Here is a 25,769-nt window from a genome sequence, read left to right as displayed (position 1 = left end):
CTTTAGTAAAATGATTTTTTTTCTTTGGAGGAACATTGATGGTGCACTATACATGTGATATGTGTGGGAAACCGTTACTTGCGGGTGAGGATATACGTTATGTTGTAAAAATTGAAGTATACGCTACTTGCGACTCAATGGATACAGAAGATGACCTTGATGAAGAACTTTGGGAAATGGAAGATGACGATGATGACGACGACGATGAAAATGACCGGGTGGATGGGGAAGAGCTTGGTGATGATAGAGAGGAAGAAGAGTACAAAACATTCCGCTTTGATTTGTGTCATAAGTGTCATAAAAAATATTTACAAGACCCCCTGTTTTTAAAATCATGGAATAGAACACGATTTTCAGAAAATTAGTTTTTTTATACTTTATTTACAAAAACAACCACTTCCTTTAGTGAGAAAAGACGGAAGTATTGCCATGCAGAGTACAATTTATGGGAATGACAATAACAGAGAAGATTATCGCTGCGCATTGTGGCGAGAGGGAAGTACGTCCGGGACAATTCGTTTATGCAAATGTAGATGTTTGCCTCGGAAACGATATAACCGCCCCAATTGCCATTGAGGAATTCGAAAAGGCGGGCATTAAAAAAGTTTTTGACCCCGAAAAAATTGTTTTAGTACCGGATCATTTCACGCCGAATAAGGATATTCAATCCGCCCAACAATCAAAATCACTCCGTGTATTTGCTGAAAAACACCATTTAAAACATTATTTTGAGATTGGACGCATGGGAATCGAACATGCCTTGCTCCCGGAGCAGGGCATTGTCGCCCCGGGAGAATTAGTAATTGGGGCAGACTCTCATACTTGTACCTATGGAGCGCTGGGGGCATTTTCAACCGGGATAGGCAGTACAGACCTGGCCGCATGTTTTGCAACAGGAAAGGTATGGCTTAAAGTGCCGGAATCGATTAAGTTCGTTTTTCATGGTAAGGCAAGAAACTGGACGTCGGGAAAGGATTTCATACTATATACCATCGGGAAAATTGGCGTTGACGGGGCGCTCTATAAAGCAATGGAGTTTACAGGGACCGCCATATCCGATTTACCAATGGATGACCGCTTTACCATATGCAACATGGCGATTGAAGCCGGGGCAAAAAGCGGAATTATTGCTCCCGATAAAATTACGGAAAATTATGTCGCCGGAAGAGTTAAAAGGGAATATGTGGCATATCATAGCGACCCCGACAGCCATTATTCAAAGGTATATGAATTCAACGCGGAGGAAATCGTTCCGCAAGTCGCCCTACCCAGTCTTCCAGAAAACACAAAATCCGTTTATGATGTCTGTGGAATTAAAATAGACCAGGTAGTTATTGGTTCATGCACTAACGGCAGGATATCAGATTTGCGGATAGCGGCAAAAATATTAAAAGGGAAAAAGGCACATCCTTCTCTCCGGTTGATTATAATTCCGGCTACTCAGGAAATATATAAACAGGCGTTAAAAGAAGGGCTTATTGAAATATTTATTGACGCAGAAGCAGTTGTCTCAACACCTACATGCGGCCCGTGCCTTGGCGGTCATATGGGAATACTGGCAGAAGGGGAAAGGGCACTTACCACTACAAACCGTAATTTTGTTGGCCGCATGGGACATCCAAAGAGCGAAATATATCTTTGTAGTCCTGCAGTGGCTGCTGCGTCTGCTATTACCGGCAAAATAACACCACCAAGTGAAATGCGGCCTGAATCTTGCACAAAAATACCTTCTATTTGACCATAGGCTTGCAAAACCGTTTAATATCCAGCATTAGTGATACTTCTCTCTATGATTTTCGGCTGCCCTATAGAAGCAGCATAAAACAAAGCATCTGTCTTAGCCGGTATTTGTAAGGGTTTCAAGCGATTGCCAGATTTTAAATATTTGCACACCTTACGGACTCACAAATTGTGATTTCTTAAAAGTTGCTGTTGTAGAACGAAGAAACTCTTCGCTCTACATTTCGTAATTTGTGAACCTGTAAGGTATAAATAACTGCAATTGTATGTGTTAAGATGAGTTCAAGAAATTATTTGCACGAAAAATATCATTTTTGGTGCGGGATTAAGGTAATAAATTGATGAAGGGAACAGATAAACGTATGTATCAAAAAAAATATATAGGCGTGGACATTGGTTCTGTCAGTATAAAAGCAGTTTTAATTAATGAAAGAAAAGAGATATTAGAAGATCATTACGTTCGTTCACACGGGCAGCCGGTCGAAACGTTCCTAATGGTAATAAGAGAGATGCTAAACAGGACACATATGGACGATATTGACGGCATTGCAATAACCGGGACCGGCGGGAAGTTAATAGCCGGATTAATGGATATCGCCTTTATAAATGAAGTTGTTGCGCATAGTAAGGCCGCGACAACGTTACACCCTGATGTCCGCACAATTATTGAAATTGGCGGAGAAGATTCCAAGCTAATGCTTATTGAACGTGACGAATCAACCGGCCAGACGAAAGTCTCTGATTTTTCAATGAATACAATGTGTGCAGCCGGCACCGGTTCATTTCTGGACCAACAGGCGGCAAGGCTTGGGGTCTCCATAGAAAAAGAATTTGGGGAACTTGCCTTAAAATCAAAAAACCCCCCGCGTATTGCCGGTCGCTGCAGTGTGTTTGCCAAAACAGATATGATACACTTACAGCAGGAAGGCACGCCGGTTTACGACATCGTCGCAGGGCTGTGCTATGCAATGGCAAGGAATTTTAAAAGTAACATCGGCAAGGGCAAGGAATTTGTAAAACCCATTGCTTTCCAGGGAGGTGTTGTTGCAAATTCCGGCATGGTTAAGGCATTTGAAGATATATTGGAATTAAAATCCGGAGAACTGGTTATTCCGCAGTATTACAAGGTAATGGGGGCGATTGGTTCGGTATTTACTCTGATAGATAAGGAAATAAAGTCGCCATTCCGTGGTCTGAAGGCAATAGAGGAATATTTTAAAAACCGCAGTTCAAAAGCATCAAATCTCGAACCTCTTCGTTCGGATAATTATAAAATTGTTGACCAGACGCATCATCTTGATGAAAACGGGAAAGTCGAGGCATATGTAGGTATCGATGTAGGTTCCATCAGTACGAATGTTGTGGTTATCGACAAACACAAAAACATCCTGGCAAGGCGTTATCTTATGACCGCCGGAAGGCCGCTTGAAGCGGTAAAACATGGCCTTTATGAGGTGGGACTGGAAATTGGCGACAGGGTTGTTATCAACGGGGCAGGGACGACAGGTTCGGGACGTTATTTAACGGGGGATTTTATCGGCGCCGATATCGCTAAAAACGAAATTACCGCCCATGCCACTGCTGCAGCAAGTGTAAATAAGGATGTCGATACGATCTTTGAAATCGGCGGACAGGATTCAAAATTTGTCCGGCTGGAAAATGGCGCTGTCGTGGATTTTGCCATGAACAAGGTATGTGCGGCAGGTACCGGTTCATTCCTGGAAGAACAGGCGGAAAAACTGAATGTAAATATAAAGAAAGAATTTAATGACCGCGCACTTTCATCATGCTGCCCGTCGCATCTTGGCGAGAGATGTACGGTATTTATGGAATCTGATTTAAATCATCATCAGCAGGGAGGTACCTCGAAGGAAGACCTGCTTGCCGGCTTGAGCTATTCCGTTGTACTCAATTTCATAAACAGGGTTGTTGAAGACCGCCCTATTGGAAACACCATTTTTTTCCAGGGAGGGGTAGCAGCAAACCGTGGAGTAAAATCTGCATTTGAAAAAGTAACCGGTAAAAAAGTAATTGTGCCTCCACACCATGATATTATGGGGGCAATCGGTTCCGCCATTATTGCAATGGAAGAGAAAACATGGGAGAAATCACGGTTTAGAGGATTTGATATCAGGCACAAACGATATGAACTCTCCTCTTTTGTTTGCAAAGATTGTTCAAATATTTGCGAAATAAGAAAGGTCAGCATCGAAGGAGAAGACCCCCTTCATTACGGAAGCCGGTGCGGAAAATTCGATGACGAAAGGACGTTAAAAAAGGGGAAGCATTTGCCAAGGCTTTTCAATGAAAGAAAACAGGCGCTATATAATACTTATCCAAAAAATAAACCCCAAAACCCCTTGGGGAAGAAAATAGGGATACCGCAGGTATCCACTTTTTATGATTTGTTTCCCATGTGGAAAGCGTTTTTTACCGAAATGGGTCTCGAGGTGATTACTTCCCGTGATACAAACAAGGACATTATTTATAATGGCGTTGAGGTTATTACGGCAGAAACATGCTTTCCCATAAAGGTCGCCCATGGGCATGTCATTGATATGCTGGAAAGGGAAATTGATTATTTATTTTTGCCCAGCGTTATAAATTTAACACACTCCAGTAAGAATATTACTCATTCATATGCCTGTCCCTATGTGCAATGTATACCATACCTCGTGCGTTCAGGCATCGATTTGGATAAACGCGGGTTCAAGACACTATCGCCCGTGATTCATTTCGAATATGGAATGGAATTTCTGGTAAAAACCCTCCATAAAATTGCGAAAAGCGTTGGAGTAACCGGAGGCGTTGTAGAAAAGGCAATCGAAACGGCACTTGAAGCGCAGAGCGCTTTCACTGAAAAATTAGAGGCACGCGGAAAAGAAATTTTAGATACTATTGCGGATGATGAAAAGGCTTTTATCCTGATTAGCAGATCGTACAATGGGTGCGATACGGGAATGAATCTTGGTCTTCCGGAAAAATTACGCGACCTGGGAATACTAGTTATACCTCTTGACTATTTGACGCTGGACATTGAAGAAGTTTCGCACGATTACCCTAATATGTACTGGAAAACAGGGCAAAGGTTTATTGCCGCCGCAAGGTTGATTGCAAAAGACAAGAGGCTCTATCCTTTATATATCACAAACTTTGGCTGCGGCCCTGATTCATTTATCTCCAAATTTTTCTATAAGGAGCTGGCTGGGAAACCATGCCTGACCATAGAAATAGATGAACACAGCGCTGATGTTGGCGCTATAACCCGTTGCGAGGCGTTTATTGATAGCCTTAAAAACGTTAAACCTGCAACAAAAACCAGGAGGCGGCAGGAAGATATCGCCACACGCCAAATTACCGGCGGAAAAAAGAGAACACTTTATGTTCCGCATATGTGTGATCATGGCAGAATGATCGCTGCCGCCATGAGGGCTAACGGGGTACCGGCAGAAGCGATGCCCATGGCAGACGAAAATTCTGTAGATATCGGAAGAAAGTATACTTCCGGAAAAGAGTGCTACCCCGCAATACTTACCACAGGGGATATTGTTAAAAAATCAATGTCGCCCGATTTTGATCCGGAAGCAAGCGCCTTCCTTATGGCAACGGCTTCAGGCCCTTGCAGATTCGGCCAGTACAATAAATTTCAACGCATGGTACTGGACGATCTAGGTCTTATGAATGTTCCTTTATATACACTGGATCAGGGAGAAAATTATGAGGAAGATACAAAAGGGCTGGGAACAGGATTCAGAAAACTTGCATGGAATGGTATTGTTTTTACCGATCTCATGCAGAAATTGCAAAGGGAAATAAGACCTTATGAGATAAATAAGGGAGAAACTGACGCCTTATATGAGAAGTACCTTAGAAAAGCAGAATCGGCCCTGGACAAAGGCATGAATCTGCTTGATATTGCAAGAGAAGCAAGGCACGAATTTACCAATATAAAGGTAGACAGGAGTAAGCCGAGGCCGTTGATTGGCATTATTGGCGAAAATTATGTGCGGCTCAATGATTTTGCAAACAATTTTCTCATCAAAAATATAGAACGGCTAAATGGAGAGGCCTTTAATCCTCCATTCGCAGAATGGATTAACTATATTGCACATTGTCGCAGGGAATCATGTCTTAACGAAAAAAATTATAAGGGATATTTGGGGGAATTCATATCTGCGATTGTACAGAGATATGATGCATATAAACTCACAAACATCTTTAAAGGCAAAATAAGGCATTTCTATAAGGACGCAACAATCAAAGAGCTTATAAGGAGAGGGAAAAAATACATCGACGACTCCTATAAAGGAGACCCTGTGCTGAGTATGGGGAAAGCAGTTGAATATGCCGAAGAGGGATTCGATGGTATTGTAAATATTATTCCTTTCCATTGTATGCCGGGGACAATAGTAAACGGGATACTTGAGCGATTTCAAAGGGAGAATGCCGGTATTCCCTGCCTGAAATTATCCTTTGACGGTCAGGAGCAAACAAACGAAGAAACACGGCTGGAAGCCTTTATGCACCAGGCCTATCAAAGAATGGAGTGCCGGTTGAATCAAAAAAAACAAGAGATAAAAAAATATCCGCCTGCATCGAAAACCGTTTCTGAGTCGTATGCAAAGGCAGGATGAAAAAATGGAGCTAAATGGTAAATGGCATCAGTAAACTTTTTCCGGATGAGAACAAAAAAATAAATGAAAAATAAATGTTGGAAGTTTGGCAATAATATTAATACCGATGAAATCATCCCGGCCCGGTATTTGAATACGACAGACCCAAATGAATTGGCAAAGCATTGCATGGAAGATGCCGACCCTGATTTCATAAAAAAGATAAAACAAGGAGATGTTATTGTAGCGGGAGAGAATTTTGGTTGCGGGTCTTCACGTGAACATGCACCGATCGCTATCAAAGCAGCAGGCATTTCCTGCGTCATCGCAAAATCATTCGCCAGAATATTTTTCAGAAATGCTATAAACATTGGTCTGCTTATTTTCGAGTGTCCTGAAGCTGCGGATAACATCAAAGAAGGAGATGAAATAGAGGTGGATTTGACAAAGAGCGAAATTTTTGACCATACCTTGAACAGGCGTTTTACCTTTGAACCATTTCCACACGAAATGCAGGAAATTATTCAATCGGGCGGGTTGATGAATTTTGTGAAAAATAAAATAGGGCAATAACACAAACAATCCTTAGCGCAGCCTTTAGCTGCAACCAAATTCGGAATACGAATATCAAAATACGAAGCAAATTCAAATGACAAAAAACCCAATACTCCAAACTTTACGTAAACTTCATTCCCGGCGAATTCAGGTTTTGCAACCCGCAGCAAGTATTTATAACTACCTCGGCGTTTTTATTTCAGAAAAAAACAACCCTGGCAGGGTTCCAAACCCTGTCAGGGTTAACAGCTAATCTCTTATAATCAATGCAGACATTGCAACTTACAAATAGCGTTTATTGGACAGGCGTCTTACATGCCACCCTCAGGACTTTCGACGTTGTTTTTGAAACCCGGTTTGGCAGCACGTATAATTCCTATCTTATCATGGCGGATAAACCAACAATCATTGATGGCGTTCATGAAAAATTTACCCCTGAATATCTCAATAAACTGCAATCGTTAATACCACTTAAAGACATTTGCTATATTGTGGTAAATCACACGGAAATGGACCATACCGGATCGCTAGGACAGCTATTAAAACTAGCTAAAAATGCCCAGGTCTTATCAACAAAGACCGCCTCAATGTTTCTGAAAAACATTCTTAACTCTGAGTTTAACGGAAAAACGGTTGAGGACGGCGAATGCATTTCTCTGGGAAACAGACAATTACAGTTTATTCATGCCCCATTCTGGCATTGGCCGGATACCATGTTTACTTATTTGCATGACGATGCGATACTGTTTCCCTGTGATGGATTTGCCACCCATTTTTGCGATGAAAGGCTTTTTGATGACAGGGTGGATGAATTTTTTGAAGATTTCAGATATTATTTTGAGCACATAATGGGTCCCTTCAGAAAAAAAATACTTGAAGCGTTAGACAAAACAAATCAACTCGACATAAAAATGATTGCTCCCAGCCACGGCCCTATATTAAGAACAGACCCGCAAAAATACATAAAGGCATATAAAGAGTGGAGCACGCCACTCCCCCCCCGAAGCAAAAAACTCATCGTAATTTTATATGTATCTGTCTATGGGAATACAAAAAAAATGGCGGAGGCGATAGCAAAAGGCGCTTGTACGGTAAGCAGTGAAGCAAAGCTGTTGGATGTTGCCGCTATTTCTCCGGAACATGCACGGTTCGAAATAGAATCTGCCGATGGGTTGCTGTTTGGTTCGCCAACAATGAATGGAGATGCGGTAAAACACATGTGGGATATGATGAATATTTTATTTAGTCTTAACATTAAAGGCAGGAAATGTGCAACATTTGGCACGTATGGATGGAGCGGAGAAGCAGTTAAACTAATGGAAGACCGTTTAAGAGGCCTAAAGTTAAATGTTGTGCAACCTTCCCTAAAAGCTAATTTTATCCCTACAGAAGAAATTTTGAAAAAGTGTTCAATCTTCGGATATGATTTTGCCAAATCACTTACCAGCCCCTGAATCAGAGAGCCCCCTATCATAGCGTTTCACTTGTTGTCAATAAAATATACTTAACGTACTCACAAACGTGCTTTATTTAAAAACGTGAACCCCCGAAATCGTCATTAAAATACAGCACACCGTTTTTGCATCTTTGATCTCCCCCCTTTTTATCATTTCAGACGCTTCTTTTACTTTAATCGCAACAATCCCTTTGATTGATTCATCTGCCTGATGATTCGTTTTCGTTTTGATCAGGTTTGTTGCCTTATAAAGATGCATGGTTTCATTCAAAATACCGGGAGACGGATAAATGACCGACAAAGGGGTAAGAATGCCTGCTTTATACCCTGTTTCTTCTTCCAGTTCCCGGTTTGCACATTCAAAAAAAGTCTCGCCTTCATCAAGGGTACCGGCTGGTATTTCATATATCGTTTCGTTTACCGCATACCGGTATTGTTTAATTAACAGAATCTCATCGTTTGCAATAAAAGGAATGATGGCGGCAGAGCCGGGATGGTCAACTACCTCCCGCATCACCTTTCTTCCGTCATCAAGAGCAACTTCATCCTTCCTTACACTTATTCTTATTCCGGAGTAAACTATCACTATAGCACCTTTTATAAAACATGTTAAATTTCGTTTTTGTCCTGTCCAAAGCCAGAGCATTCCCGATTTTTTGTAACCGTTCATGGGATCGGTACAAAATAACCCCGAGGTTGTTTCCCTCGTCTCTCGCCTCTCGTGATTCAGTCCTCAGTTTTCAATCCCAATCCCAATCCCCAATCTGCAATTTGCCGATTGCCGACTGTAGTTTAAAATCTCTGATTTACTACAAATGTTACCCGCCGATACTCTGCATCAATTTTACGAGAGGCAGAAACATGGCGATTACAATAAACCCAACCGAACCACCCAAAAACACAATCATAATCGGTTCTATCAGGCTTACAAGCCCTTCAACAGCCCTGTCCACTTCATCGTCATAGTTGTCGGCAACCTTTGTAAGCATTTTTTCCAGCTCGCCAGTTTCCTCTCCTACCTCAACCATATTGACGACTATTTCATTGCAAATCTTTGATTCACGCAGCGGTTTTGCGATAGTTTCTCCGCTGCGGATACTATCATGAATATTTTGTATCGCCTGGGCAACAGCGGCATTTCCGGTGGTATCTTTCGAATTTATGAGCGAATCTAAAATAGGCACACCGCTTGATGTTAACGTCGCAAGGGTACGGGTAAACCGGGATACGGTAGATTTATTTATTATTGCCCCAAAAACCGGTATCTTAAATTTTGCCCGGTCAATGAGCAGCCTCACCTTCTTAATCATTCTTACGAGTTTGTAAAAAATAAAAGTTCCAACGGGCACGGCAGGCAAATACATCCAATTTGTCTTAAGAGCAGTGCTGAACTGAATCAGCATCCTGGTTGGGGCAGGCAGGTCTAATCCCAGTTCATCGAATATTTTCGCAAAATTGGGTACGACAAAGATCATAAGGCCTATAAGGATTGCCGCAGCAACCACGACCACCACAGAAGGATAAATCATAGCGGTTATTATTTTTCGGATAAGCCGTTCCATCTTTTCCCTGAAATCAGCCAGTCTCCTCAAAATGATATCCAATGAACCACTTATTTCACCAGCTTTGACAATATTTACGTATAGCTTGTCGAATACCCGCGGATGTCTTGCAAGCGCTCCCGAAAATGTGCTTCCGCCTTCAATATTTTCAATGACCTTCAGCACCGTTTTTTTCAGCATGCCTTTTTTAAGCTGTGCGGCAAGTATCTGCAAACTCCTGATTATGGGCAAACCCGCATCCTGTAATGTGGATAACTGACGCGTAAACAGCGTCAAATGCTTAGACTTTACTCCTCCAATAGATATATTTATCTCGCCAAATTTTTTCTTCTGCGTTTTCGCGGCATGTTGTTCCGCCGATTTTCCACGTACAGTTAATTCTTTTATGCCGGTAGGGAAATAGCCTAATCCGCGGATTTTAGAAATCGCCTCCTCCGATGATGCCGCTTCTATCCTCTCCTTTATCTTCTTTCCTGTACTGTTTACCGCATAATATTGAAAAATGGACATTACATAATCTCTCAATTTAATTTAAAGAAACAACCCCCCTAAGCGGGTGCATTCCTGATTTTTTGCGACTTCCGCCATGTTTTAATAAAACGTTACCGTAGTGTTAACCCTGACAGGGTTTGTAACCCTGTCAGGGTTGTTTCGTCCTGACCCCATGAAATGAATGTCGGAGGATAAGAAAACTTCATAATTCGAAATTCCTTGTTCGATATTCGTTTTTCATTAGCGTCTATTTGCGTGTATTCACGGTTAATAAAGGAACCGCCAATGACGCTAATAAACGCGAATATGTAAATTTCATTACACGGTTAAATTAATCCGTAATGTTAACTTAGCGCTTATGTGGAAATGGTTTCACGTACAACCTCTTCAACCGTTGTTTGCCCCTCAAAAATTGCTTTTAGTCCGTTTTCGCGCAATGTATTCATGCCGTTTTTTCTTGCAACATTCCTTATTACATTTGTACTTGCCTGTTCGGTAATTAAACCCCGTATTTCTTCATTGACAGGCATTATTTCATATATACCCATACGTCCCCTGTATCCGATTTTTCTGCAATCACTACACCCTCTCCCCCGGAAAAATCTTTTTCCCTCCGCTATGGCTTTTGTGAGATTCAACTCATTTAACAATTCATCGGAAGGCTCATATTCTTCTTTGCATGATGCACATATTTTCCTTACCAACCGCTGGCTGATGACACATTCCAGTGTTGAAGCAATCAAATAAGGTTTAACACCGATATCAATTAAACGCGTTATCGTAAGCGGGGCGTCGTTTGTGTGTAACGTACTAAAAACCAAATGACCCGTCAATGAAGCCTGTATGGCAATCCTGGCCGTTTCCTCATCCCTGATTTCACCAACAAGTATAATATCAGGATCCTGGCGCAAAATAGACCGCAGGCAACTTGCAAAGTCAACGCCTATCGACGGGTTTACCTGCACCTGAATAAGCCCGTCAACATCATATTCTACAGGATCTTCAGTGGTTATTATCTTAGTGGTTATTTCGTTCAAATAGTTTAATGCGGCGTACAATGTAGTCGTCTTGCCAGACCCCGTAGGGCCTGTAACGAGAATTATACCATTCGGGATATTCAGCAATTGATAGATATTTTTTAATTCTTCAGACCTGAACCCCAGCTTGTCCAAACTAAGTGATACCGCCGACTTATCGAGCAGTCGCATCACAATGCTTTCCCCGAATTTTGTCGGAAGCGTAGAAACACGCAAATCTATTGACGCGCCGCCAACATTCAGTTTTATCCTTCCATCCTGCGGCAGTCTTCTTTCCGAGATATCCATTCCCGCCATTACCTTTATCCTGGAATTAATAGGAATGCCAAGCTCTCTGGGTGGGGACACCCTTTCATACAATACGCCGTCTATCCGGTACCGTACCCGAAAGCTATCCTCAAAAGCCTCATAATGAATATCGCTTGCTTTATCCAGAACCGCATATAAAAACATAAGGCCTACCCATTTCTTCACCGGGGCGGTAGACGCCATTTTCTTTAGTTCTTCAATATCTATGTAATTCCCTGAAACAGATTGCGCATATGACTTATCCTCCTTAAACTCCAGTAGCAACTGCTCCACAGACTCATGTTTTTTGGGATAATATTTTTCCAGGGCGCGGGCTACGGAATCTTTGTGGCAAAGTACCGGTTTCACGTTGAGTTTCAGCACCAATCGTAAGTCATCCAATGTTTCAATTGCAAGGGCGTTCGCCTGGGCAATCGTAATAACCTGTTTCTCCTGTTCATAACTTATAGGGATAATTCTATACAATTGCGCAATGGCAGCGGGCACTAAATTAATCACATCTCCCGGCACTTCTCTATCTTCTATATTTACAATTTCCACTCCCAGGTATTCGCTCAACACCTGCATTATTTGCGGATCCGTCACATAGTTCATGCTAATAAGAATATCTCCCAGCAACCCCCCATTCTGCTTTTGCACTGCAAGGGCTTCCTGGATTTGATCTTCTGTGGCAAACCCATTTTCTTTCAGCAATTGCCCAAAGAGTCTTCTTTGTGCGTCGCTTTTTGCATCCGGTTTTGATTTACTTTTTGCCTGCATCGTTTTCACTCTTCCGTTCCGGTCACCCTGAATATCTCTTCCAGGGTGGTCCTGCCTTCTTTTGCCTTCCTGATGCCGTCCTCTTTCAGCGTGGTCATTCCCGCTGTTTTTGCCGCTTTTCTCATTTCATCGGTAGAAGCTGCGTTGTACGCCATATCGCGCATGGTCTCATTCATCTCCAAAAGTTCGTATATGCCGATCCTGCCTTTAAAACCAATATTATTGCACTTCTTGCACCCTTTTCCCTTATAGAAATAATATTCCGTAAACATGCCTGGATCGAAACCCATTTGCGTGATTTGTTCCGGCGTATAATGCGTCTGTTCCCTGCAATCGTGGCATATCGCCCTCACCAGCCGTTGCGCCATGATTCCCTGCAAAGAGGTCGAAACAAGAAACGGTTTAATGTTCATATCAATGAGCCTGGTAATGGCGGAGGGTGCATCGTTCGTATGAAGGGTGCTGAGGACAAGGTGTCCTGTCAGGGCGGAAGCAATTGCAATATCCGCAGTTTCTGTATCACGGATTTCCCCGACAAGTATAACATTTGGGTCCTGACGGAGCATAGTCCTTAAAATCTTTGGGAAAGTAAAACCGATTTTATCATGCACCTCGCTTTGATTAACGCCTTTTATTGTGTATTCAACGGGATCTTCCGCCGTAACAATTTTTACGCCCGTCTGGTTGAGTTCATTAATAATTGCGTAGAGCGTTGTCGTTTTCCCGCTGCCGGTAGGGCCTGTAATGAGAAATATACCGTTTGGCATTTTAATAATCGATTGAAAACGCTGAAAATCACTTGTGCAAAGTCCAAGATTTTTAATACACATCAGCGTTTGTGATTTTTCCAGTAAACGCATAACAATGCTTTCACCGTAAATGGAAGGTAGGCATGATACACGTATATCCATATCCTTCCCTGAAAGATAAAGGCTTATCCTTCCGTCCTGCGGCCTCCTTTTTTCAGAAATATCCATATCGGTAAGTATTTTTATGCGGGAAATAATTGAATCCTGAAGATTTTTTGGTAAGACTTCCGCCTCCTGGCATACGCCATCAATGCGATAACGGATGCGCAGCTTGCTTAAAAGCGGCTCAACATGGATATCGCTCGCACGTGCAACAATGGCTTTATTTATAATAAGCGAAACTAATTGTATAACAGGGCTGTCGTCTTCTGCGGATTTGGCTTCACTCCGATATGCCCCGCCAGATTCACTCTCCGTTTGAACTATGGTGACATCGCCCATCCTTATTTCTTTCAGCAACGAACCTACCATTTCAGTTGATTCATTATGACAGTTTTTGCGAAAGGCATATGCAATCTGTTCAGCGGTGGCAAGAATAAATTTAATATCCGAACCCAATATAAACCGTAAATTATCCATAAATCCAAGGTCGGGAGGCCGACTCGTTGCTATGGTTATCACGCCGCTTTTTTTTGATATGGGTAAAATACCGTTTTTTTAATAATGTGCGTGGGCAGTAAATTAATTATTTCGTCAGGTATCTCCAGGTTCGCAAGATCAAGCACCGGCAAATCATAATGCCATGATAAACATTTAATTATCTCCTTATGGGTGGTATAGCCAAGCTCCACCAGTGCATCTTCCAGCCCAATTAGTTTTTTAGACTGTATTTCTTTCGCCTTTTTTAACTGGTCTTTATCTATTATCTTGTTGAGTAAGACCTGCTCTATTAAATGGGTAGAATTCTTCATGACAAATATGACTTGAATTTATTTACTGATATATATTAACATAGCGCAGCAATGCCGCATCAGATAAGATTTCAAACACAAAGCACACTGGGCAGGTAAATAAAAACCTTACAAAAAAGGCATTCTTCCGTGGCAATTCCATAAGTCTCACTATAAAAAAACTTACAACCGAATGCAACATATATACCCGCAAATGCCATATCTAAAACAAACTATCGAAAACATAGAAACCGTTCTAATTGACCCGCAGGGGCACATTAAGGCCAGGTTTGATACTCTTGCTATACCAAGGGGAAGTTTGGGAAGGCTGGAAGAACTGGCAACCATATATTATTCAATAAAAGGAAGCCTCTCTTGCGGAATAAGGCATAAAAAGATATTTACACTTGCAGGGGATCATGGTGTTATTGCGGAAGGGGTAAGCGCATTCCCTCAGCAAGTTACCCGCGAAATGGTACAAAATTTTATTCGTGAAGGGGCAGCTATCAACGTCCTGGCAAGGCAAACCGGTGCAAAGGTAATTGTGGTGGATTGCGGCGTCGCCTCAAACATTCCTCCTTCTCCGGGTCTCAAGATAAAAAAATGGAAACACGGCACAAATAATATGGCGTTGGGGCCGGCAATGTCCAGGGAAGACGCTGTTAAATCCATTGAAATGGGCATAGAACTCATCGAAGAAGAACTTCAGGACGGATTGGACATTATTGGACTGGGCGACATGGGGATTGCCAACACGACTCCCAGCAGCGCCATCTTTTCCGTTTTAGGGAATGTTGATGTTTCCGTGGCAACCGGACGCGGAACCGGACTAAATGATCAAGCGGTACAGAAAAAAATCGCTGTCATAGAGAAAGCAATCGCCATTAACCGTCCCGACCCGAATGACCCGATTGATGTCCTGGCAAAAGTGGGAGGCTACGAAATAGGCGGCATTGTCGGTTTGTGTCTTGGCGCTGCCCGCCATCGCATCCCCATCGTTCTCGACGGTTTTATTTCCACAGCAGGTGCAATAATTGCCAGTGCCTTAGAACCAAAGGCAGGCAATTATTTTATCGCATCCCATGTCTCCGGGGAACAAGGCCACAAACACATGTTAAAGTTTTTGGGAAAAGAACCATTATTGAATTTAAATATGCGCCTGGGAGAAGGAACAGGTGCAGCACTGGGAATCAATCTGATAGAAGCCGGCGTAAAATTATTAAATGAAATGGCAACCTTTCAGGATGCCAGTGTATCAGACCCTTATTCCTGATTGATGTTTGTTTTGCGATGATTTTCTAAAGGATTTTATAGTAATCATTTACTATGAAACATCCATGATCAGTTGCTCACAAAAGGGAATGAAAATAAACAATCCACAGATTAGTAAAAGATTAAAGAAGTAGGGTGGCGTATTCGGGGCATTCCCGATTTTTTGTGACTCATCTAATTCCCCTCTTGGGAAGGGTTAGGGGTGGATAAAAATGAATGCCGTTGGATTTTTGCATTTTAAAAACCCAACCTAATTTAAAGTGCGTACAATATAGGCTTCCATTACTTAGCTGGTGTTTTATGCGATTAAAAATATCCCTACTATCGGACAAAGAGATTATTTTACCAAAGGAGTTTAACGCTATAACCCAGGCATTGATCTACCGGCTTATCGACAGGGTACCTGCTCAATGGCTGCATGAAGGTGGTTTTAAGGTGGAAAACCGTTCCTTTAAGCTATTCACCTTTTCCTCCATTATTGAAAAAGGCAGGTATCAATCATCAAAGGAATTATTCATCTTTCCCCACATGGTTAGCTTTTACGTATCTTCCCCTGTCTTTTGGATTCTGGAACAGGTTGCAAAGAATACCGTTTTCAGTGAAAAGTTACTGTTTGGCAAGAATCTAATGAACATCTCATCGGTGGAGGTTATCAAGGATGAAGATATTAAGACAAATAAGATACGGGTCAATGCGCTAACACCCATAGAAACACATTCAACCTTATTAAAGGGGGATGGTACGAAAAAAACGTATTATTACTCTCCGACGGAATCTGAGTACAGCACATTAATAAATGAAAATCTCAGGAAAAAATGGTGTGCGTATCATAGAAAAGAATGTCCCTATAGCATTAAGACCGAACCTGTTCAAATGAAATATTGCAGGGAAAGGATAAGGTCTTTTAAGGATACCGTTATAAAGGGATGGACCGGCCATTTCTGGCTGGAAGGCGAGCCTGAGTTTCTGCAGTTTGCACTGGCGGCAGGATTGGGATCGAGGAACAGCGGAGGGTTTGGGTTTATTGAAAAGGTGAGGGAAAGAAAGGATATTTAAAGAATGCTGAAAGAAATTGTTGAGTTTTCAAAACAATTAGAGGATGCAGGAATTTATGCACTGGTGAATGAAGTAGAGAGGAAACTTGATAAACCTGTTATGGTTATACCGGTTAACGAGGATATGGCGACTATAAAACCTGATGATGCATATTTTGTTTTTAAAGATATTATTGAGAAAGATGCGGTTGAAAATGGGATTACTATAATAAAACAGTATGTTACCTTAGATGGAAAAAAGGGAAACGACATTTCATGGGAAATCAAAAATACTGGCGAACATCTATTAACCTTGAAGAAACTTTCTGATGCAAATATAGAATGGCAAGAGATTCTAAAATCGTTATCTCTTTACACAAAAAAACCTTCTGATGATCCTAAAGGTAATAAAAGTATAGGAAGCAACAAAGGCACAAATTCGTACAACCTGCTTATTTTTGAAGGCAAGTTTGATAGCGGCACATTAAGTACCGGGAGGTTTAAAGGTGATATTTTTAATTGCAAAGAAGGTTTTGCACAAAAACTTACAAATACATACAGAAAATCAAACATTCTGAAAGGTCTGCCGGAAGATTTAGATGACGAGTTGAAGGATAATTATATAAAGTTATTTGATTCTATTGGGTCGGACATCAACGTTACAAAGATATGGAATAAAATAGAAAATTTAAAAAATATTTTATCTGTTTTTGATGAAAAAAAGAATGAGTGGAAATTTCCAGGTAATTCAATGTTTGTAGTATTTAAGTTTCAGGAAAGCTTTTATGTAAATTATAAAAAATGGTATGAAAGGTATCTTTCAAAAAAATATTTGCAGAAGATAAACCGGAAAGATATTCAAAAGGGAAATGTTCTATTTGTAACAGAGAACATGTAAGTATATATATACCAAATGCATTTCATAATCTTGACTCAGGAAAACCTTTCTTAAGACACTGTAATAGATATATTGATTACAACATTGAGGTATGTGAAACATGTTCGCTTGATATTTATAAATTTCAGGAATATTTCCTGAATAAGCTAAGCATTACTTTATTCCCCTTATTTATTGATACAAAAGAAAGAGCCGCGATTGTTAATCTTTTTAAAAACGAAGGCAGATTAGAGAAAAAAGGATTCAAAGAGATTATTCAGGAAGTATATAGAACCAGTTCAAATGAAGAACTGGACTTTTACTTGATTATATACAATCGTGGTGAGAACATACTCGCTTTTGACTATATTACCGGTTTTAAATTTAAGATGTACGGAGAAAACCTGTTCACCATTGAAGGTTTAATAAATAGATATTTTTTTACCTATCAGCTTGAAAAAAGTTACTTCGTAAAAGATGTGGATACAGGTTCACCCCATATGAATATCATAATACACAAATACAGACAGCCGCTTTTTGACTATTTTTATAGAGCAAAATATGCGGGGTTATCACAAAAGATTTTGGCTGATATCTATTTTGATTCTTTGAAAGCTAGACTTAAAGAGTTTTTTGATAAGAAAAAAGATAATACAAAAACCTATTATAGCCTTAAAGAAATGAGCGATGTTTATCTTGACTTAGACAATATCTTTAGCAAAAGGGAGACAAAAATGGAAACTGTAGAAAGGATTAAAAGGGAAGGAAAGATTACGGATAAAGAGAGTTTCGCTTATTATGCAGGACAAATTGCCTACTATCTTTTAAACCAGTCAAAATCCTCCGAGAAAACACATACCATGATCGAACCTTTCATAAATATGCAAAATTTTGCATTGCTTGCGGAAAGAATTGAGAGTTTATTTAAAGCATACAAACATGCTATTCCGCTTAATGTTAAAAAATTCAATGAAACGTTTTCTGAAATGTGGGGGTTTCTTTATGATAACAAAGAAGAGAAATTCACTAGGGATTTAAAAACACTTTTTTATGCCGGTTATTTCAATAGTAACGAAAATATTTTCTATGCCAAATCAAAGGAGGATAAAAAATGAGCGAGATAAAAGAAGAAACAAAGGTAAAAAAACAAGATAACGGCGAATTCAAGAATAGATGTTATGGAATTGTCCTGATAAAAAGTGAAAACAGCAACTTCAATGCGGATTTTACGGGCAATCCAAGGAGACTGCCTGATGAGAACGGGACTATCTACGCAACCGATAAGGCTCTGAAATATGCCATGAGAAAATACTGGGTAGATAACAAAGAGAATGTCTTTGTGTGGAAAACCTTTAAAGAAGATAACGGAAAGTATCTGCCAAATACCCTTGAAGAAAGATACAACAACATGAAAGCTAAACTAAATAAAAACACTCCCTTGGAAGTTTTTTCTGAATGTATCGATACAAAACTATTTGGAATAACTTTCGCTATGAAATCTGGTGTGGAAGAAGATAATAAGAACATATCTCTAACGGGACCGGTTCAGATAAGTTATGGCGTAAATAAGTACGAAGAAAACATTATCTTCGCAAACGACATACTCTCTCCATACGCGACAGATTCAGGAGACAAAAGCTCAACAATAGGCAACGAAAACAAAGCAAAGGAAGTTTGCTATGTGTATGATTTTGTTATAAACCCACAAAATATACTTAACCACTATGAAGATAATTCAGAAGTGCAAGAAAAGATGAAGATTAATACCACAGATATAGACAAGCTAAAAGAAGCCTTGAAGAATGCTGTGACAAACCTGAATACCGCATCAAAAATAGGGTCTGAAAACATCCTTACTCTGTTTATAAAAATGCTTGAAGACTCAAAGAAACAGATACCAACCTTAAAAAACTTTGTTAAGATATCAAAGGAAAAGGGTAAAACATCCGTTGATTTGTCTACAATTGCTGCAACCCTTGGAAAATACCGCGATGATATTGAAAATGTTGAATTGGTTTACGATAACGATATGATAACTGTTGAAGGCCGTGACAAAATTATTAAAAAGGATCAATCCAATAATACGCATTAATTTTATTTCAGCTTTATATTGGAGGTGAACTTTATGGCTATTACGGCAATACAGGGAGTTTGTCATGATGGGAAAATAGAACCATTGGAAAGAATTCCTTACAAAACAGACAAGAAGGTAATTATTATCTTTCTTGATGACGAAGAAGACAGGCTATGGGAAGATACTGTTGCCGGGGATTTTATGAAAGGATATTCCGAAAAGGATGCCGCATATGACAAACTATAATTTTGGCGAGATATTACTACTGAAATTTCCTTATAGCGATGGAAAAGGAGATGCGAAAAGACCAGTAGTTGTCTTAGCACAGACAGATTTAGAAGATATTGTGACCGCAAAAGTGACCAGTATGGAACAAAGAGGCGAATATGATATAGCAATAGATGCTTGGAAGGATGTGGGCTTGTTATACCCATCCGTTGTTAGAATAGATAAATTGGCAACCCTTTCAAAACAGAGAGTGGAAAAGAGATTTGGAACGCTGGTGGGCTCATATAAACCCGAAATAATATCCAGGATAAAACAATTATTTAAAATAGAGAAATAAAACGAATACCGGAGAAAATCAATGAATGTATTTTCTTTTGAACTTGCGGGTGATATGGCTTTCTTCAAGAAAAACGATGCCAATGATATGGTGTATATAAGCTATAATTTTCTGCACAAACCGGCTGTGTTAGGCATTATCGGCGCTATCCTCGGAATACCCGGTTATTCTGAATCTAAGGCAAAGCAACATCCTGACTTTTATACAAATTTAAAGGATATGAAAATTGCAATACTTCCCCATTATGAGAAACCCTTGAAAAAAGTTATTACGGGTTTTAATAATGCCTCTTGCCTTGCATCCAAAAGCTCTGGCGGCCAGGGACAAACATGGCAGATAAGAGAACAAATCCTCATAGGAGAACAAGAAATCAGATATACGGTATTTGTTCTTGATAATAACGCAATTCAGGATGGCCTGATTAGTAAGCTAAAGAAACTTTTAATAAACAGAGAATCCGAATACCCTCTTTATTTCGGGAAAAATGAGTTTTTTGCTTATCATGAGAATTATCAGGAATATGAAGCAGCACCATTGTCTGCTTCCGAAGCATCTGTATGCGGGTTAGTTAAAGCGGGAGATAAGAACACAAATATTTTACGTGAATTCTCTTTTGAGGATTTCGACCCCTTTGAAAAAAAATTAAATGAAGGTTACACAATATATGAACATCTGCCATACGATTTTGATGCGAGAGGTTTTTATAAAAAGGATGTGTTCGTTCTGACTCAGCGGGAAATTATCATAAAAGATAAAACAGGTTTTTATACGCTTGTAAATAAAAACGAAGGAGAACCGTTCAATGTCCAGTTTATTTAATGTAGTTTTAAAAGATATTAAAGCATTTGCCCATTCAAAAACAGATAGCGTAAAGGAGCCTTTTCATACACATTGTGACAAAACATTATTTTATTTTGACAACATAATACAAACGTATGAAATTGAGGACATCTTCCACCGGTTAATAACAGATATAGATGTGGACAATAGTGTTGACAATGAAAAGCTATTAAAGATCATGCGGGAATTTGTGTTTTTTCATGATATAGGCAAATTAACTCCTGAATTTCAGGCAAAGCTGGATGGAGAAAAGAATAAAACGACACATAGTGATAAGAGTTTTTTTGTACTGGTGTATGCTGTTCTGAAATTGAAAAAAACTGATACGGTCAACAACAAAGAGTTCATGATTCTTTTTTTACTGCTTTATTCAGTATACAAACATCATGGCAGATTAAATGACATACTTAATGATATACAAAACTTTTCATGCAGAGCTGATGTAAAAGTTTTGATTGATATACTTCAACAGCTTAATGAAATACCTGACAATAATATTCTTGAAGCAGTGTCTGCGGGAGGATTCTGGAAAAAATGGAACGATCGGGGCATGAGAGAGCTTGTAAGAAAACTGTCGAAAGAATCCATGTCATTCTTCATTCTTGTAAAAATGTTTCACTCCTGTCTCATTTCGTCTGACTATTTTGCCACAATGGAGTTCAAGACAGGGCAAAAATTCAATCACGATATTCTACGCAATGAAATTAAAGAGGAGGTTTTTAACAATTTCCATAAAGTTGATGAGTTTGAAATTAATCAAAAAAAAGAAATAAATTTTAATGTAAATATTAGTAAAGATAGAAACTCCCTCAGGAATGTTAATATTGAGGATATTAAATGGTCAGATAATCAAAAAAGGAAAGAAGCCCTTAACAAGATTCGTTCAATTTTAAATGTTGTTACAGAAAACAATCTTGAGAATATCCTGGATGAACAATCTGATATCAGAACATTCTTTCTTAATATACCTACGGGTGGTGGTAAAACAAATATTTCACTTCGTTTAGCACTAAAGATTATGGAGAAAAGAGAGATTAAAAAACTCTTTTATGTCTTTCCTTTTATTAATTTGATTGAGCAGAGTTACGAAGTACTTGGAAAATTTATAGGTTTAAGAAATATGGCACGGCTGGATTCGCGGTTCATAGATTCGTCTGACAATGAAGACAATTATGAGGATGATACCTCTGTATTTGCAAATTATGTTGATAATTTGTTTTTCAACAAACCTGTCCTTTTCCTAAGTCATGTGAAATTCTTTGACCTTTTCTTTAGAAACGACAAAAACTCCAATTATAACTTTTACCAAATAGCTAACAGTGTCGTTATAATAGATGAAATTCAGGCTTATAAAGATACAGTTTGGACGGAAGTTGCTTATATGTTTGATGTAATAGGCCGATTTCTCAATACCCATTTCATTGTAATGAGCGCAACACTACCAAGGTTGGATATTCTCACAAATTCAACATTTCATCAAATCATACCTGAAGATACATCCAGCAAAGTATTCAAACATGAAGTATTTAACAGGACAAGAATAACACCTGATAAAAAACTAAAAATTAACGAATCAAATGACAAAAACAGATTCGACAAATTGGTAAACCGGATTAAAAAACTTAATAAAGAAAACAAGATTCTTATCGTTCTAAATACGGTAAAAGATTCTTTTGATATATACATAAAAATTCAAAAGGAAAAAACAATCTCTGAAGAATTTGAGGTGTACCTTCTTAATTCAACAATTATAGAAGCAAGGAAAAAAGACATACTTATAGCCTGTAAAGATGCAAACAGGAAGATTGTACTTGTATCGACTCAGTCTGTTGAGGCTGGTGTTGATATTGATTTTGATGTGGGGTTTAGAGCTTATGCGCCTTTTGACAGCATCGTTCAGGTAGCAGGCAGGATAAACAGGAATAGCGGCAAAGAGTGTTGTGAAATGTTTGTATTCGAAGACGACGCAAGTGAAAAAGTTTATGGAAAAGATTTAAAATCAAGAGAAACAAATAAAGAAGCGTTCTTTAGTAAAAAAACCATTGACGAAAATAGTGAATTACAAGAATTCTACAAAAGAGTTATAAATGGAATAGATCAAAAGAACAAGATGTCCTTTGTTGACAGTTCTCAAACAAACATATCAGACATAAGAAATCTATTTTTAAAACAGGTAGACCGAAATGTACATCTGATTGATGGCGATACGATTTCCATTTATATTCCTTATAATGAGAAAGGTGAAACATTATGGATCGAATACATGTCGCTTTTTGATGGAGAAAAATCCTTAGAGAATGCAATTAGAATCAAGGAATTTAAAAAGAAATTGATACCTTATTCAATAAATGTTTTCAACTGTTATACGAAACATGGAAAACTTAGAAAAATAATCGATGAAGAGATAAGGCACGGATTTTACTATTGTGAAAACTGGCATCAATTTTATAGCATAGAAAAAGGACTTGATCAGGAGGGATTTAAAAAGACTGTCGGAGAAAGAGAGGCTATTTTTGTCTGACCAGCTAAAAGTAACAGGGTCAATATTGCAGGCATATGTTGTTTGCCAAAGACAGGCGTGGTTGATGTCCAGGAATATATCGGGTAATCAGTATAATGAATTTATTGCTATCGGTCGCCTGCTTTCAGAAGAAACATACAAAAGGGATAAAAAGGAAATACTGATAGACGGTAGTAAAATTGACGTTATCAGACAGAAAGATGGCATTATTACCTTAATTGAAACGAAAAAGAGTTCCAGGATGATTGAGGCTTCCCAAATGCAATTGCTCTTTTATCTTTATAATGTTTCAAGAAAAGATCGAACCATCAAAGGGGAGATCCGGATACCAAAAGAAAAAAAGGTAGTGCCAGTAGAATTAACAGATGAACGCATAATAGAGGTCGAAAATTTAATCGCAAAAATCAAATATCTGATTCAACAAGAATCTGCCCCGGAAAAAGTTTGGGTAAAGTTTTGCAAGACGTGCTCATATCTTGAATTTTGCTGGTCGTAAACAATCATGAAAGAAACTGTATATATATTTTCAAACGGACGCCTTAAACGGAAAGACAATACCCTTTTCTTTGAAACCGAAGATGGAAATAAGAAATTTATTCCCGTTGAGAACACAAAGGAAATCTTTATGTTCGGAGAGACGGATCTGAACTCGAAGGTGCTTAACTTTCTATCCCAAAACGAAATCGTCCTCTCCTATTTTAATTACTACGGCTATTATGCCGGCAGTTTTTATCCCAGGGAGCATTACAATTCAGGCTTTATGATTCTAAGACAGGCAGACCATTATACCGACGAGACGAAAAGACAGTTTATTGCAAAGAAGTTCATTGAGGGCGCCGTAAAAAACTGCCTTAAGATTCTGAAGTATTATGAAAGACGGGGGAAAGACCTCACGCAGTACATAAACGGGATAGAAGATATTCTTTCAAAACTTGAAGAACAGGAAAGTATTGAAAAGGCAATGGCCATTGAAGGCCAGATAAAGCAATTATACTACAACGCCTTTAATTGTATTATTGACGATCCGGAGTTTTCCTTTGAAAGGCGTACAAAAAGGCCGCCCAGAGATTTTTTAAACACCCTGATAAGTTTCTCTAATTCAGTGATATATTCCTATGTGCTTTCCGAAATATACCAGACACACCTTGACCCGCGCATAGGGTTTCTCCACACAACCAACTTCAGGAGATTCACACTTAACCTGGATGTGGCAGAAATATTTAAGCCCGTTATAGGTGACAGGACAATTTTTGCCGTACTCAACAAAAAAATCATTACAGAAAACGATTTTGAAAAACAGTTGAACGGAATACTATTAAAAGACTCCGCAAGAAAACGATTTCTTCAATACATGGAAGAACGTCTGAAAGAAACGATTAAACATTCCGGGTTGAATAAACAGGTAAGTTATCGAAGACTCATGAGGCTGGAGCTTTACAAACTGGAAAAACATCTTATGGAAGAGGAAACATACAAACCCTTTGTTATGGATTGGTAATGTTTGTTATATTGTACTATGATGTCAACAGTAAGCATTGCGGAAAAATGGTGAAGGCTTGCCGTAAGTATCTTCAATGGGTTCAAAATTCGGTTTTTGAAGGTGAAATATCAGAAGCTGCATATGAAAAAATGATTTTAGAACTTAAAAAAATAATTAAAAGTGAAGATAACGATTCAATTATCGTTTATAAATTCAGACAAATGAAATACTATGATAGATGTGTTTATGGCATGGATAAAAAGGATGATATTCAATTTATTTAACATCTGTCGACCTTTGATACAGAAAAATCTATTAAAGATCGACAGAAAATGTATAACATTTTTAGAAATTTATGGCATTTTTCCTTTTAAAATTGTTTAAAAAGCGCTGCAGAACGTCTTATCTCGCTTAAATGGCTGGTTTTCATTCTACCTATGAGGAATTGAAACATATGCCTCCAGTAGGAGTAGGAGCGGCTGCGATAGCGTTTTCATTCTACCTATGAGGAATTGAAACTTTCCTGAACTGTAAGCAGTGAAACTTCGTACCGTGTTTTCATTCTACCTATGAGGAATTGAAACAAAATTGTTTAGAGCATATGTAAGAGATACGGCAATAAGTTTTCATTCTACCTATGAGGAATTGAAACATATTATTATATCTCCGGTCTGTATTGATTTTACTACGTTTTCATTCTACCTATGAGGAATTGAAACTCAAAACAATCTTGACAATAATCTTCCCCATCATGCGTTTTCATTCTACCTATGAGGAATTGAAACTTAGGCTTTTTCTCCTTTTTAAGATATTCTCTAACGTTTTCATTCTACCTATGAGGAATTGAAACCTAGTTTTGCAAAAACTTTTTGCTTTTCTAATAA

General features: G+C 39.0%; 21 protein-coding genes, 1 pseudogene and 1 CRISPR repeat array (1 of these 23 cut by a window edge). Of the genes and pseudogenes, 17 read left to right on the top strand and 5 right to left on the bottom strand.

Annotated elements, in window-relative coordinates; all coding sequences use genetic code 11:
- The first annotated feature begins 38 nt into the window (after positions 1–38).
- The 5 genes from M5U24_RS14190 to M5U24_RS14170 all read left to right on the top strand — a co-directional run bounded on the left by M5U24_RS14190 (position 39) and on the right by M5U24_RS14170 (position 8,362).
- The gene (locus tag M5U24_RS14190) at positions 39–365 is read left to right on the top strand and encodes a hypothetical protein (RefSeq protein ID WP_169703954.1); all 327 of its coding nucleotides are present in this window, start codon (positions 39–41) and stop codon (positions 363–365) included.
- Between the two features lie 80 nt (positions 366–445).
- Complete coding sequence (gene leuC / locus M5U24_RS14185) at positions 446–1,738, top strand: 3-isopropylmalate dehydratase large subunit (RefSeq protein WP_099325867.1); 1,293 nt, start codon at positions 446–448, stop codon at positions 1,736–1,738.
- 343 nt (positions 1,739–2,081) lie between these two features.
- Positions 2,082–6,374 (top strand): acyl-CoA dehydratase activase, encoded by a 4,293-nt coding sequence (locus M5U24_RS14180; RefSeq protein ID WP_298202776.1) that lies wholly within the window; start codon positions 2,082–2,084, stop codon positions 6,372–6,374.
- Between the two features lie 63 nt (positions 6,375–6,437).
- Complete coding sequence (gene leuD, locus M5U24_RS14175; RefSeq protein ID WP_099325866.1) at positions 6,438–6,926, top strand: 3-isopropylmalate dehydratase small subunit; 489 nt, start codon at positions 6,438–6,440, stop codon at positions 6,924–6,926.
- 248 nt (positions 6,927–7,174) lie between these two features.
- The gene (locus tag M5U24_RS14170; protein WP_099325865.1) at positions 7,175–8,362 is read left to right on the top strand and encodes an FprA family A-type flavoprotein; all 1,188 of its coding nucleotides are present in this window, start codon (positions 7,175–7,177) and stop codon (positions 8,360–8,362) included.
- 72 nt (positions 8,363–8,434) lie between these two features.
- Here the strand turns inward: M5U24_RS14170 and M5U24_RS14165 are convergent, their stop codons facing one another.
- The 5 genes and pseudogenes from M5U24_RS14165 to M5U24_RS14145 form a co-directional block, all read right to left on the bottom strand.
- Entirely contained in the window at positions 8,435–8,950 is a 516-nt protein-coding gene (locus M5U24_RS14165) for an NUDIX hydrolase (RefSeq protein WP_164994636.1), read from the bottom strand.
- A gap of 232 nt (positions 8,951–9,182) precedes the next feature.
- The gene (locus tag M5U24_RS14160) at positions 9,183–10,436 is read right to left on the bottom strand and encodes a type II secretion system F family protein (protein WP_099325863.1); all 1,254 of its coding nucleotides are present in this window, start codon (positions 10,434–10,436) and stop codon (positions 9,183–9,185) included.
- 338 nt (positions 10,437–10,774) lie between these two features.
- Complete coding sequence (locus M5U24_RS14155) at positions 10,775–12,523, bottom strand: ATPase, T2SS/T4P/T4SS family (RefSeq protein ID WP_099325862.1); 1,749 nt, start codon at positions 12,521–12,523, stop codon at positions 10,775–10,777.
- 5 nt (positions 12,524–12,528) lie between these two features.
- Positions 12,529–13,773, bottom strand: coding sequence for a GspE/PulE family protein (locus tag M5U24_RS14150; RefSeq protein WP_298202846.1), 1,245 nt, complete (start codon positions 13,771–13,773; stop codon positions 12,529–12,531).
- Between the two features lie 99 nt (positions 13,774–13,872).
- Positions 13,873–14,243, bottom strand: a pseudogene (locus tag M5U24_RS14145) (type II/IV secretion system protein); the annotation flags it as partial.
- 193 nt (positions 14,244–14,436) lie between these two features.
- Here M5U24_RS14145 and cobT point away from each other — a divergent pair.
- From cobT to cas2, 12 genes are all read left to right on the top strand, one after another.
- On the top strand, positions 14,437–15,495 hold the full coding sequence (gene cobT / locus M5U24_RS14140) for a nicotinate-nucleotide--dimethylbenzimidazole phosphoribosyltransferase (RefSeq protein WP_099325860.1): 1,059 nt from the start codon (positions 14,437–14,439) through the stop codon (positions 15,493–15,495).
- 299 nt (positions 15,496–15,794) lie between these two features.
- Positions 15,795–16,550 carry a CRISPR-associated endoribonuclease Cas6 gene (cas6, locus tag M5U24_RS14135; protein ID WP_157820620.1) on the top strand — a complete coding sequence of 252 codons (756 nt, stop codon included), beginning with the start codon at positions 15,795–15,797 and terminating at the stop codon, positions 16,548–16,550.
- Between the two features lie 3 nt (positions 16,551–16,553).
- Positions 16,554–17,426, top strand: a complete 873-nt coding sequence (locus tag M5U24_RS14130; protein WP_298202771.1) for a hypothetical protein — start codon at positions 16,554–16,556, stop codon at positions 17,424–17,426.
- A 563-nt stretch (positions 17,427–17,989) separates the two neighbouring features.
- Positions 17,990–18,520: a hypothetical protein gene (locus M5U24_RS14125; protein WP_298202768.1), complete on the top strand. Its 531-nt coding sequence runs from the start codon at positions 17,990–17,992 to the stop codon at positions 18,518–18,520.
- Positions 18,517–19,497, top strand: coding sequence for a type I CRISPR-associated protein Cas7 (locus M5U24_RS14120; protein ID WP_099325857.1), 981 nt, complete (start codon positions 18,517–18,519; stop codon positions 19,495–19,497). The genes M5U24_RS14125 and M5U24_RS14120 overlap by 4 nt, the downstream gene beginning before the upstream one ends.
- Before the next feature lie 33 nt (positions 19,498–19,530).
- Positions 19,531–19,725 carry a hypothetical protein gene (locus M5U24_RS14115; protein WP_099325856.1) on the top strand — a complete coding sequence of 65 codons (195 nt, stop codon included), beginning with the start codon at positions 19,531–19,533 and terminating at the stop codon, positions 19,723–19,725.
- Complete coding sequence (locus M5U24_RS14110; RefSeq protein WP_157820619.1) at positions 19,712–20,044, top strand: type II toxin-antitoxin system PemK/MazF family toxin; 333 nt, start codon at positions 19,712–19,714, stop codon at positions 20,042–20,044. Before M5U24_RS14115 ends, M5U24_RS14110 begins: the two co-directional genes overlap by 14 nt.
- Before the next feature lie 21 nt (positions 20,045–20,065).
- On the top strand, positions 20,066–20,863 hold the full coding sequence (gene cas5, locus M5U24_RS14105) for a CRISPR-associated protein Cas5 (protein WP_099325854.1): 798 nt from the start codon (positions 20,066–20,068) through the stop codon (positions 20,861–20,863).
- Positions 20,847–23,405 (top strand): CRISPR-associated helicase/endonuclease Cas3, encoded by a 2,559-nt coding sequence (locus tag M5U24_RS14100; RefSeq protein ID WP_099325853.1) that lies wholly within the window; start codon positions 20,847–20,849, stop codon positions 23,403–23,405. The genes cas5 and M5U24_RS14100 overlap by 17 nt, the downstream gene beginning before the upstream one ends.
- Positions 23,398–23,901 (top strand): CRISPR-associated protein Cas4, encoded by a 504-nt coding sequence (gene cas4 / locus M5U24_RS14095; RefSeq protein WP_099325852.1) that lies wholly within the window; start codon positions 23,398–23,400, stop codon positions 23,899–23,901. The genes M5U24_RS14100 and cas4 overlap by 8 nt, the downstream gene beginning before the upstream one ends.
- Positions 23,902–23,907: 6 nt before the next feature.
- Positions 23,908–24,903: a type I-B CRISPR-associated endonuclease Cas1b gene (gene cas1b, locus M5U24_RS14090; RefSeq protein WP_099325851.1), complete on the top strand. Its 996-nt coding sequence runs from the start codon at positions 23,908–23,910 to the stop codon at positions 24,901–24,903.
- Entirely contained in the window at positions 24,903–25,169 is a 267-nt protein-coding gene (cas2, locus tag M5U24_RS14085) for a CRISPR-associated endonuclease Cas2 (protein WP_099325850.1), read from the top strand. The genes cas1b and cas2 overlap by 1 nt, the downstream gene beginning before the upstream one ends.
- A 138-nt stretch (positions 25,170–25,307) precedes the next feature.
- Positions 25,308–25,769: a CRISPR direct-repeat array (repeat unit 30 nt; unit sequence GTTTTCATTCTACCTATGAGGAATTGAAAC) (it continues 6,702 nt past the right edge of the window).

The sequence above is a fragment of the Candidatus Kuenenia sp. genome, assembly GCF_027493735.1.
Taxonomy (GTDB): Bacteria; Planctomycetota; Brocadiia; order Brocadiales; family Brocadiaceae; genus Kuenenia; species Kuenenia stuttgartiensis_A.
The sequence above is the reverse complement of the archived record's forward strand: the minus strand, read 5'-3'. Positions and strand labels throughout refer to the sequence as shown.

What these genes read in the sequence shown, in the direction of transcription:
- M5U24_RS14190 (WP_169703954.1), top strand. Translation starts at nt 39, where the DNA reads ATGGTGCACTATACATGTGATATGTGTGGGAAACCGTTACTTGCGGGT.
- leuC (WP_099325867.1), top strand. Translation starts at nt 446, where the DNA reads ATGGGAATGACAATAACAGAGAAGATTATCGCTGCGCATTGTGGCGAG.
- M5U24_RS14180 (WP_298202776.1), top strand. Translation starts at nt 2,082, where the DNA reads ATGAAGGGAACAGATAAACGTATGTATCAAAAAAAATATATAGGCGTG.
- leuD (WP_099325866.1), top strand. Translation starts at nt 6,438, where the DNA reads ATGAAAAATAAATGTTGGAAGTTTGGCAATAATATTAATACCGATGAA.
- M5U24_RS14170 (WP_099325865.1), top strand. Translation starts at nt 7,175, where the DNA reads ATGCAGACATTGCAACTTACAAATAGCGTTTATTGGACAGGCGTCTTA.
- M5U24_RS14160 (WP_099325863.1), bottom strand. Translation starts at nt 10,436, where the DNA reads ATGTCCATTTTTCAATATTATGCGGTAAACAGTACAGGAAAGAAGATA.
- M5U24_RS14155 (WP_099325862.1), bottom strand. Translation starts at nt 12,523, where the DNA reads ATGCAGGCAAAAAGTAAATCAAAACCGGATGCAAAAAGCGACGCACAA.
- M5U24_RS14150 (WP_298202846.1), bottom strand. Translation starts at nt 13,773, where the DNA reads ATGGGCGATGTCACCATAGTTCAAACGGAGAGTGAATCTGGCGGGGCA.
- cobT (WP_099325860.1), top strand. Translation starts at nt 14,437, where the DNA reads ATGCCATATCTAAAACAAACTATCGAAAACATAGAAACCGTTCTAATT.
- cas6 (WP_157820620.1), top strand. Translation starts at nt 15,795, where the DNA reads ATGCGATTAAAAATATCCCTACTATCGGACAAAGAGATTATTTTACCA.
- M5U24_RS14130 (WP_298202771.1), top strand. Translation starts at nt 16,554, where the DNA reads ATGCTGAAAGAAATTGTTGAGTTTTCAAAACAATTAGAGGATGCAGGA.
- M5U24_RS14120 (WP_099325857.1), top strand. Translation starts at nt 18,517, where the DNA reads ATGAGCGAGATAAAAGAAGAAACAAAGGTAAAAAAACAAGATAACGGC.
- M5U24_RS14115 (WP_099325856.1), top strand. Translation starts at nt 19,531, where the DNA reads ATGGCTATTACGGCAATACAGGGAGTTTGTCATGATGGGAAAATAGAA.
- M5U24_RS14110 (WP_157820619.1), top strand. Translation starts at nt 19,712, where the DNA reads ATGACAAACTATAATTTTGGCGAGATATTACTACTGAAATTTCCTTAT.
- cas5 (WP_099325854.1), top strand. Translation starts at nt 20,066, where the DNA reads ATGAATGTATTTTCTTTTGAACTTGCGGGTGATATGGCTTTCTTCAAG.
- M5U24_RS14100 (WP_099325853.1), top strand. Translation starts at nt 20,847, where the DNA reads ATGTCCAGTTTATTTAATGTAGTTTTAAAAGATATTAAAGCATTTGCC.
- cas1b (WP_099325851.1), top strand. Translation starts at nt 23,908, where the DNA reads ATGAAAGAAACTGTATATATATTTTCAAACGGACGCCTTAAACGGAAA.
- cas2 (WP_099325850.1), top strand. Translation starts at nt 24,903, where the DNA reads ATGTTTGTTATATTGTACTATGATGTCAACAGTAAGCATTGCGGAAAA.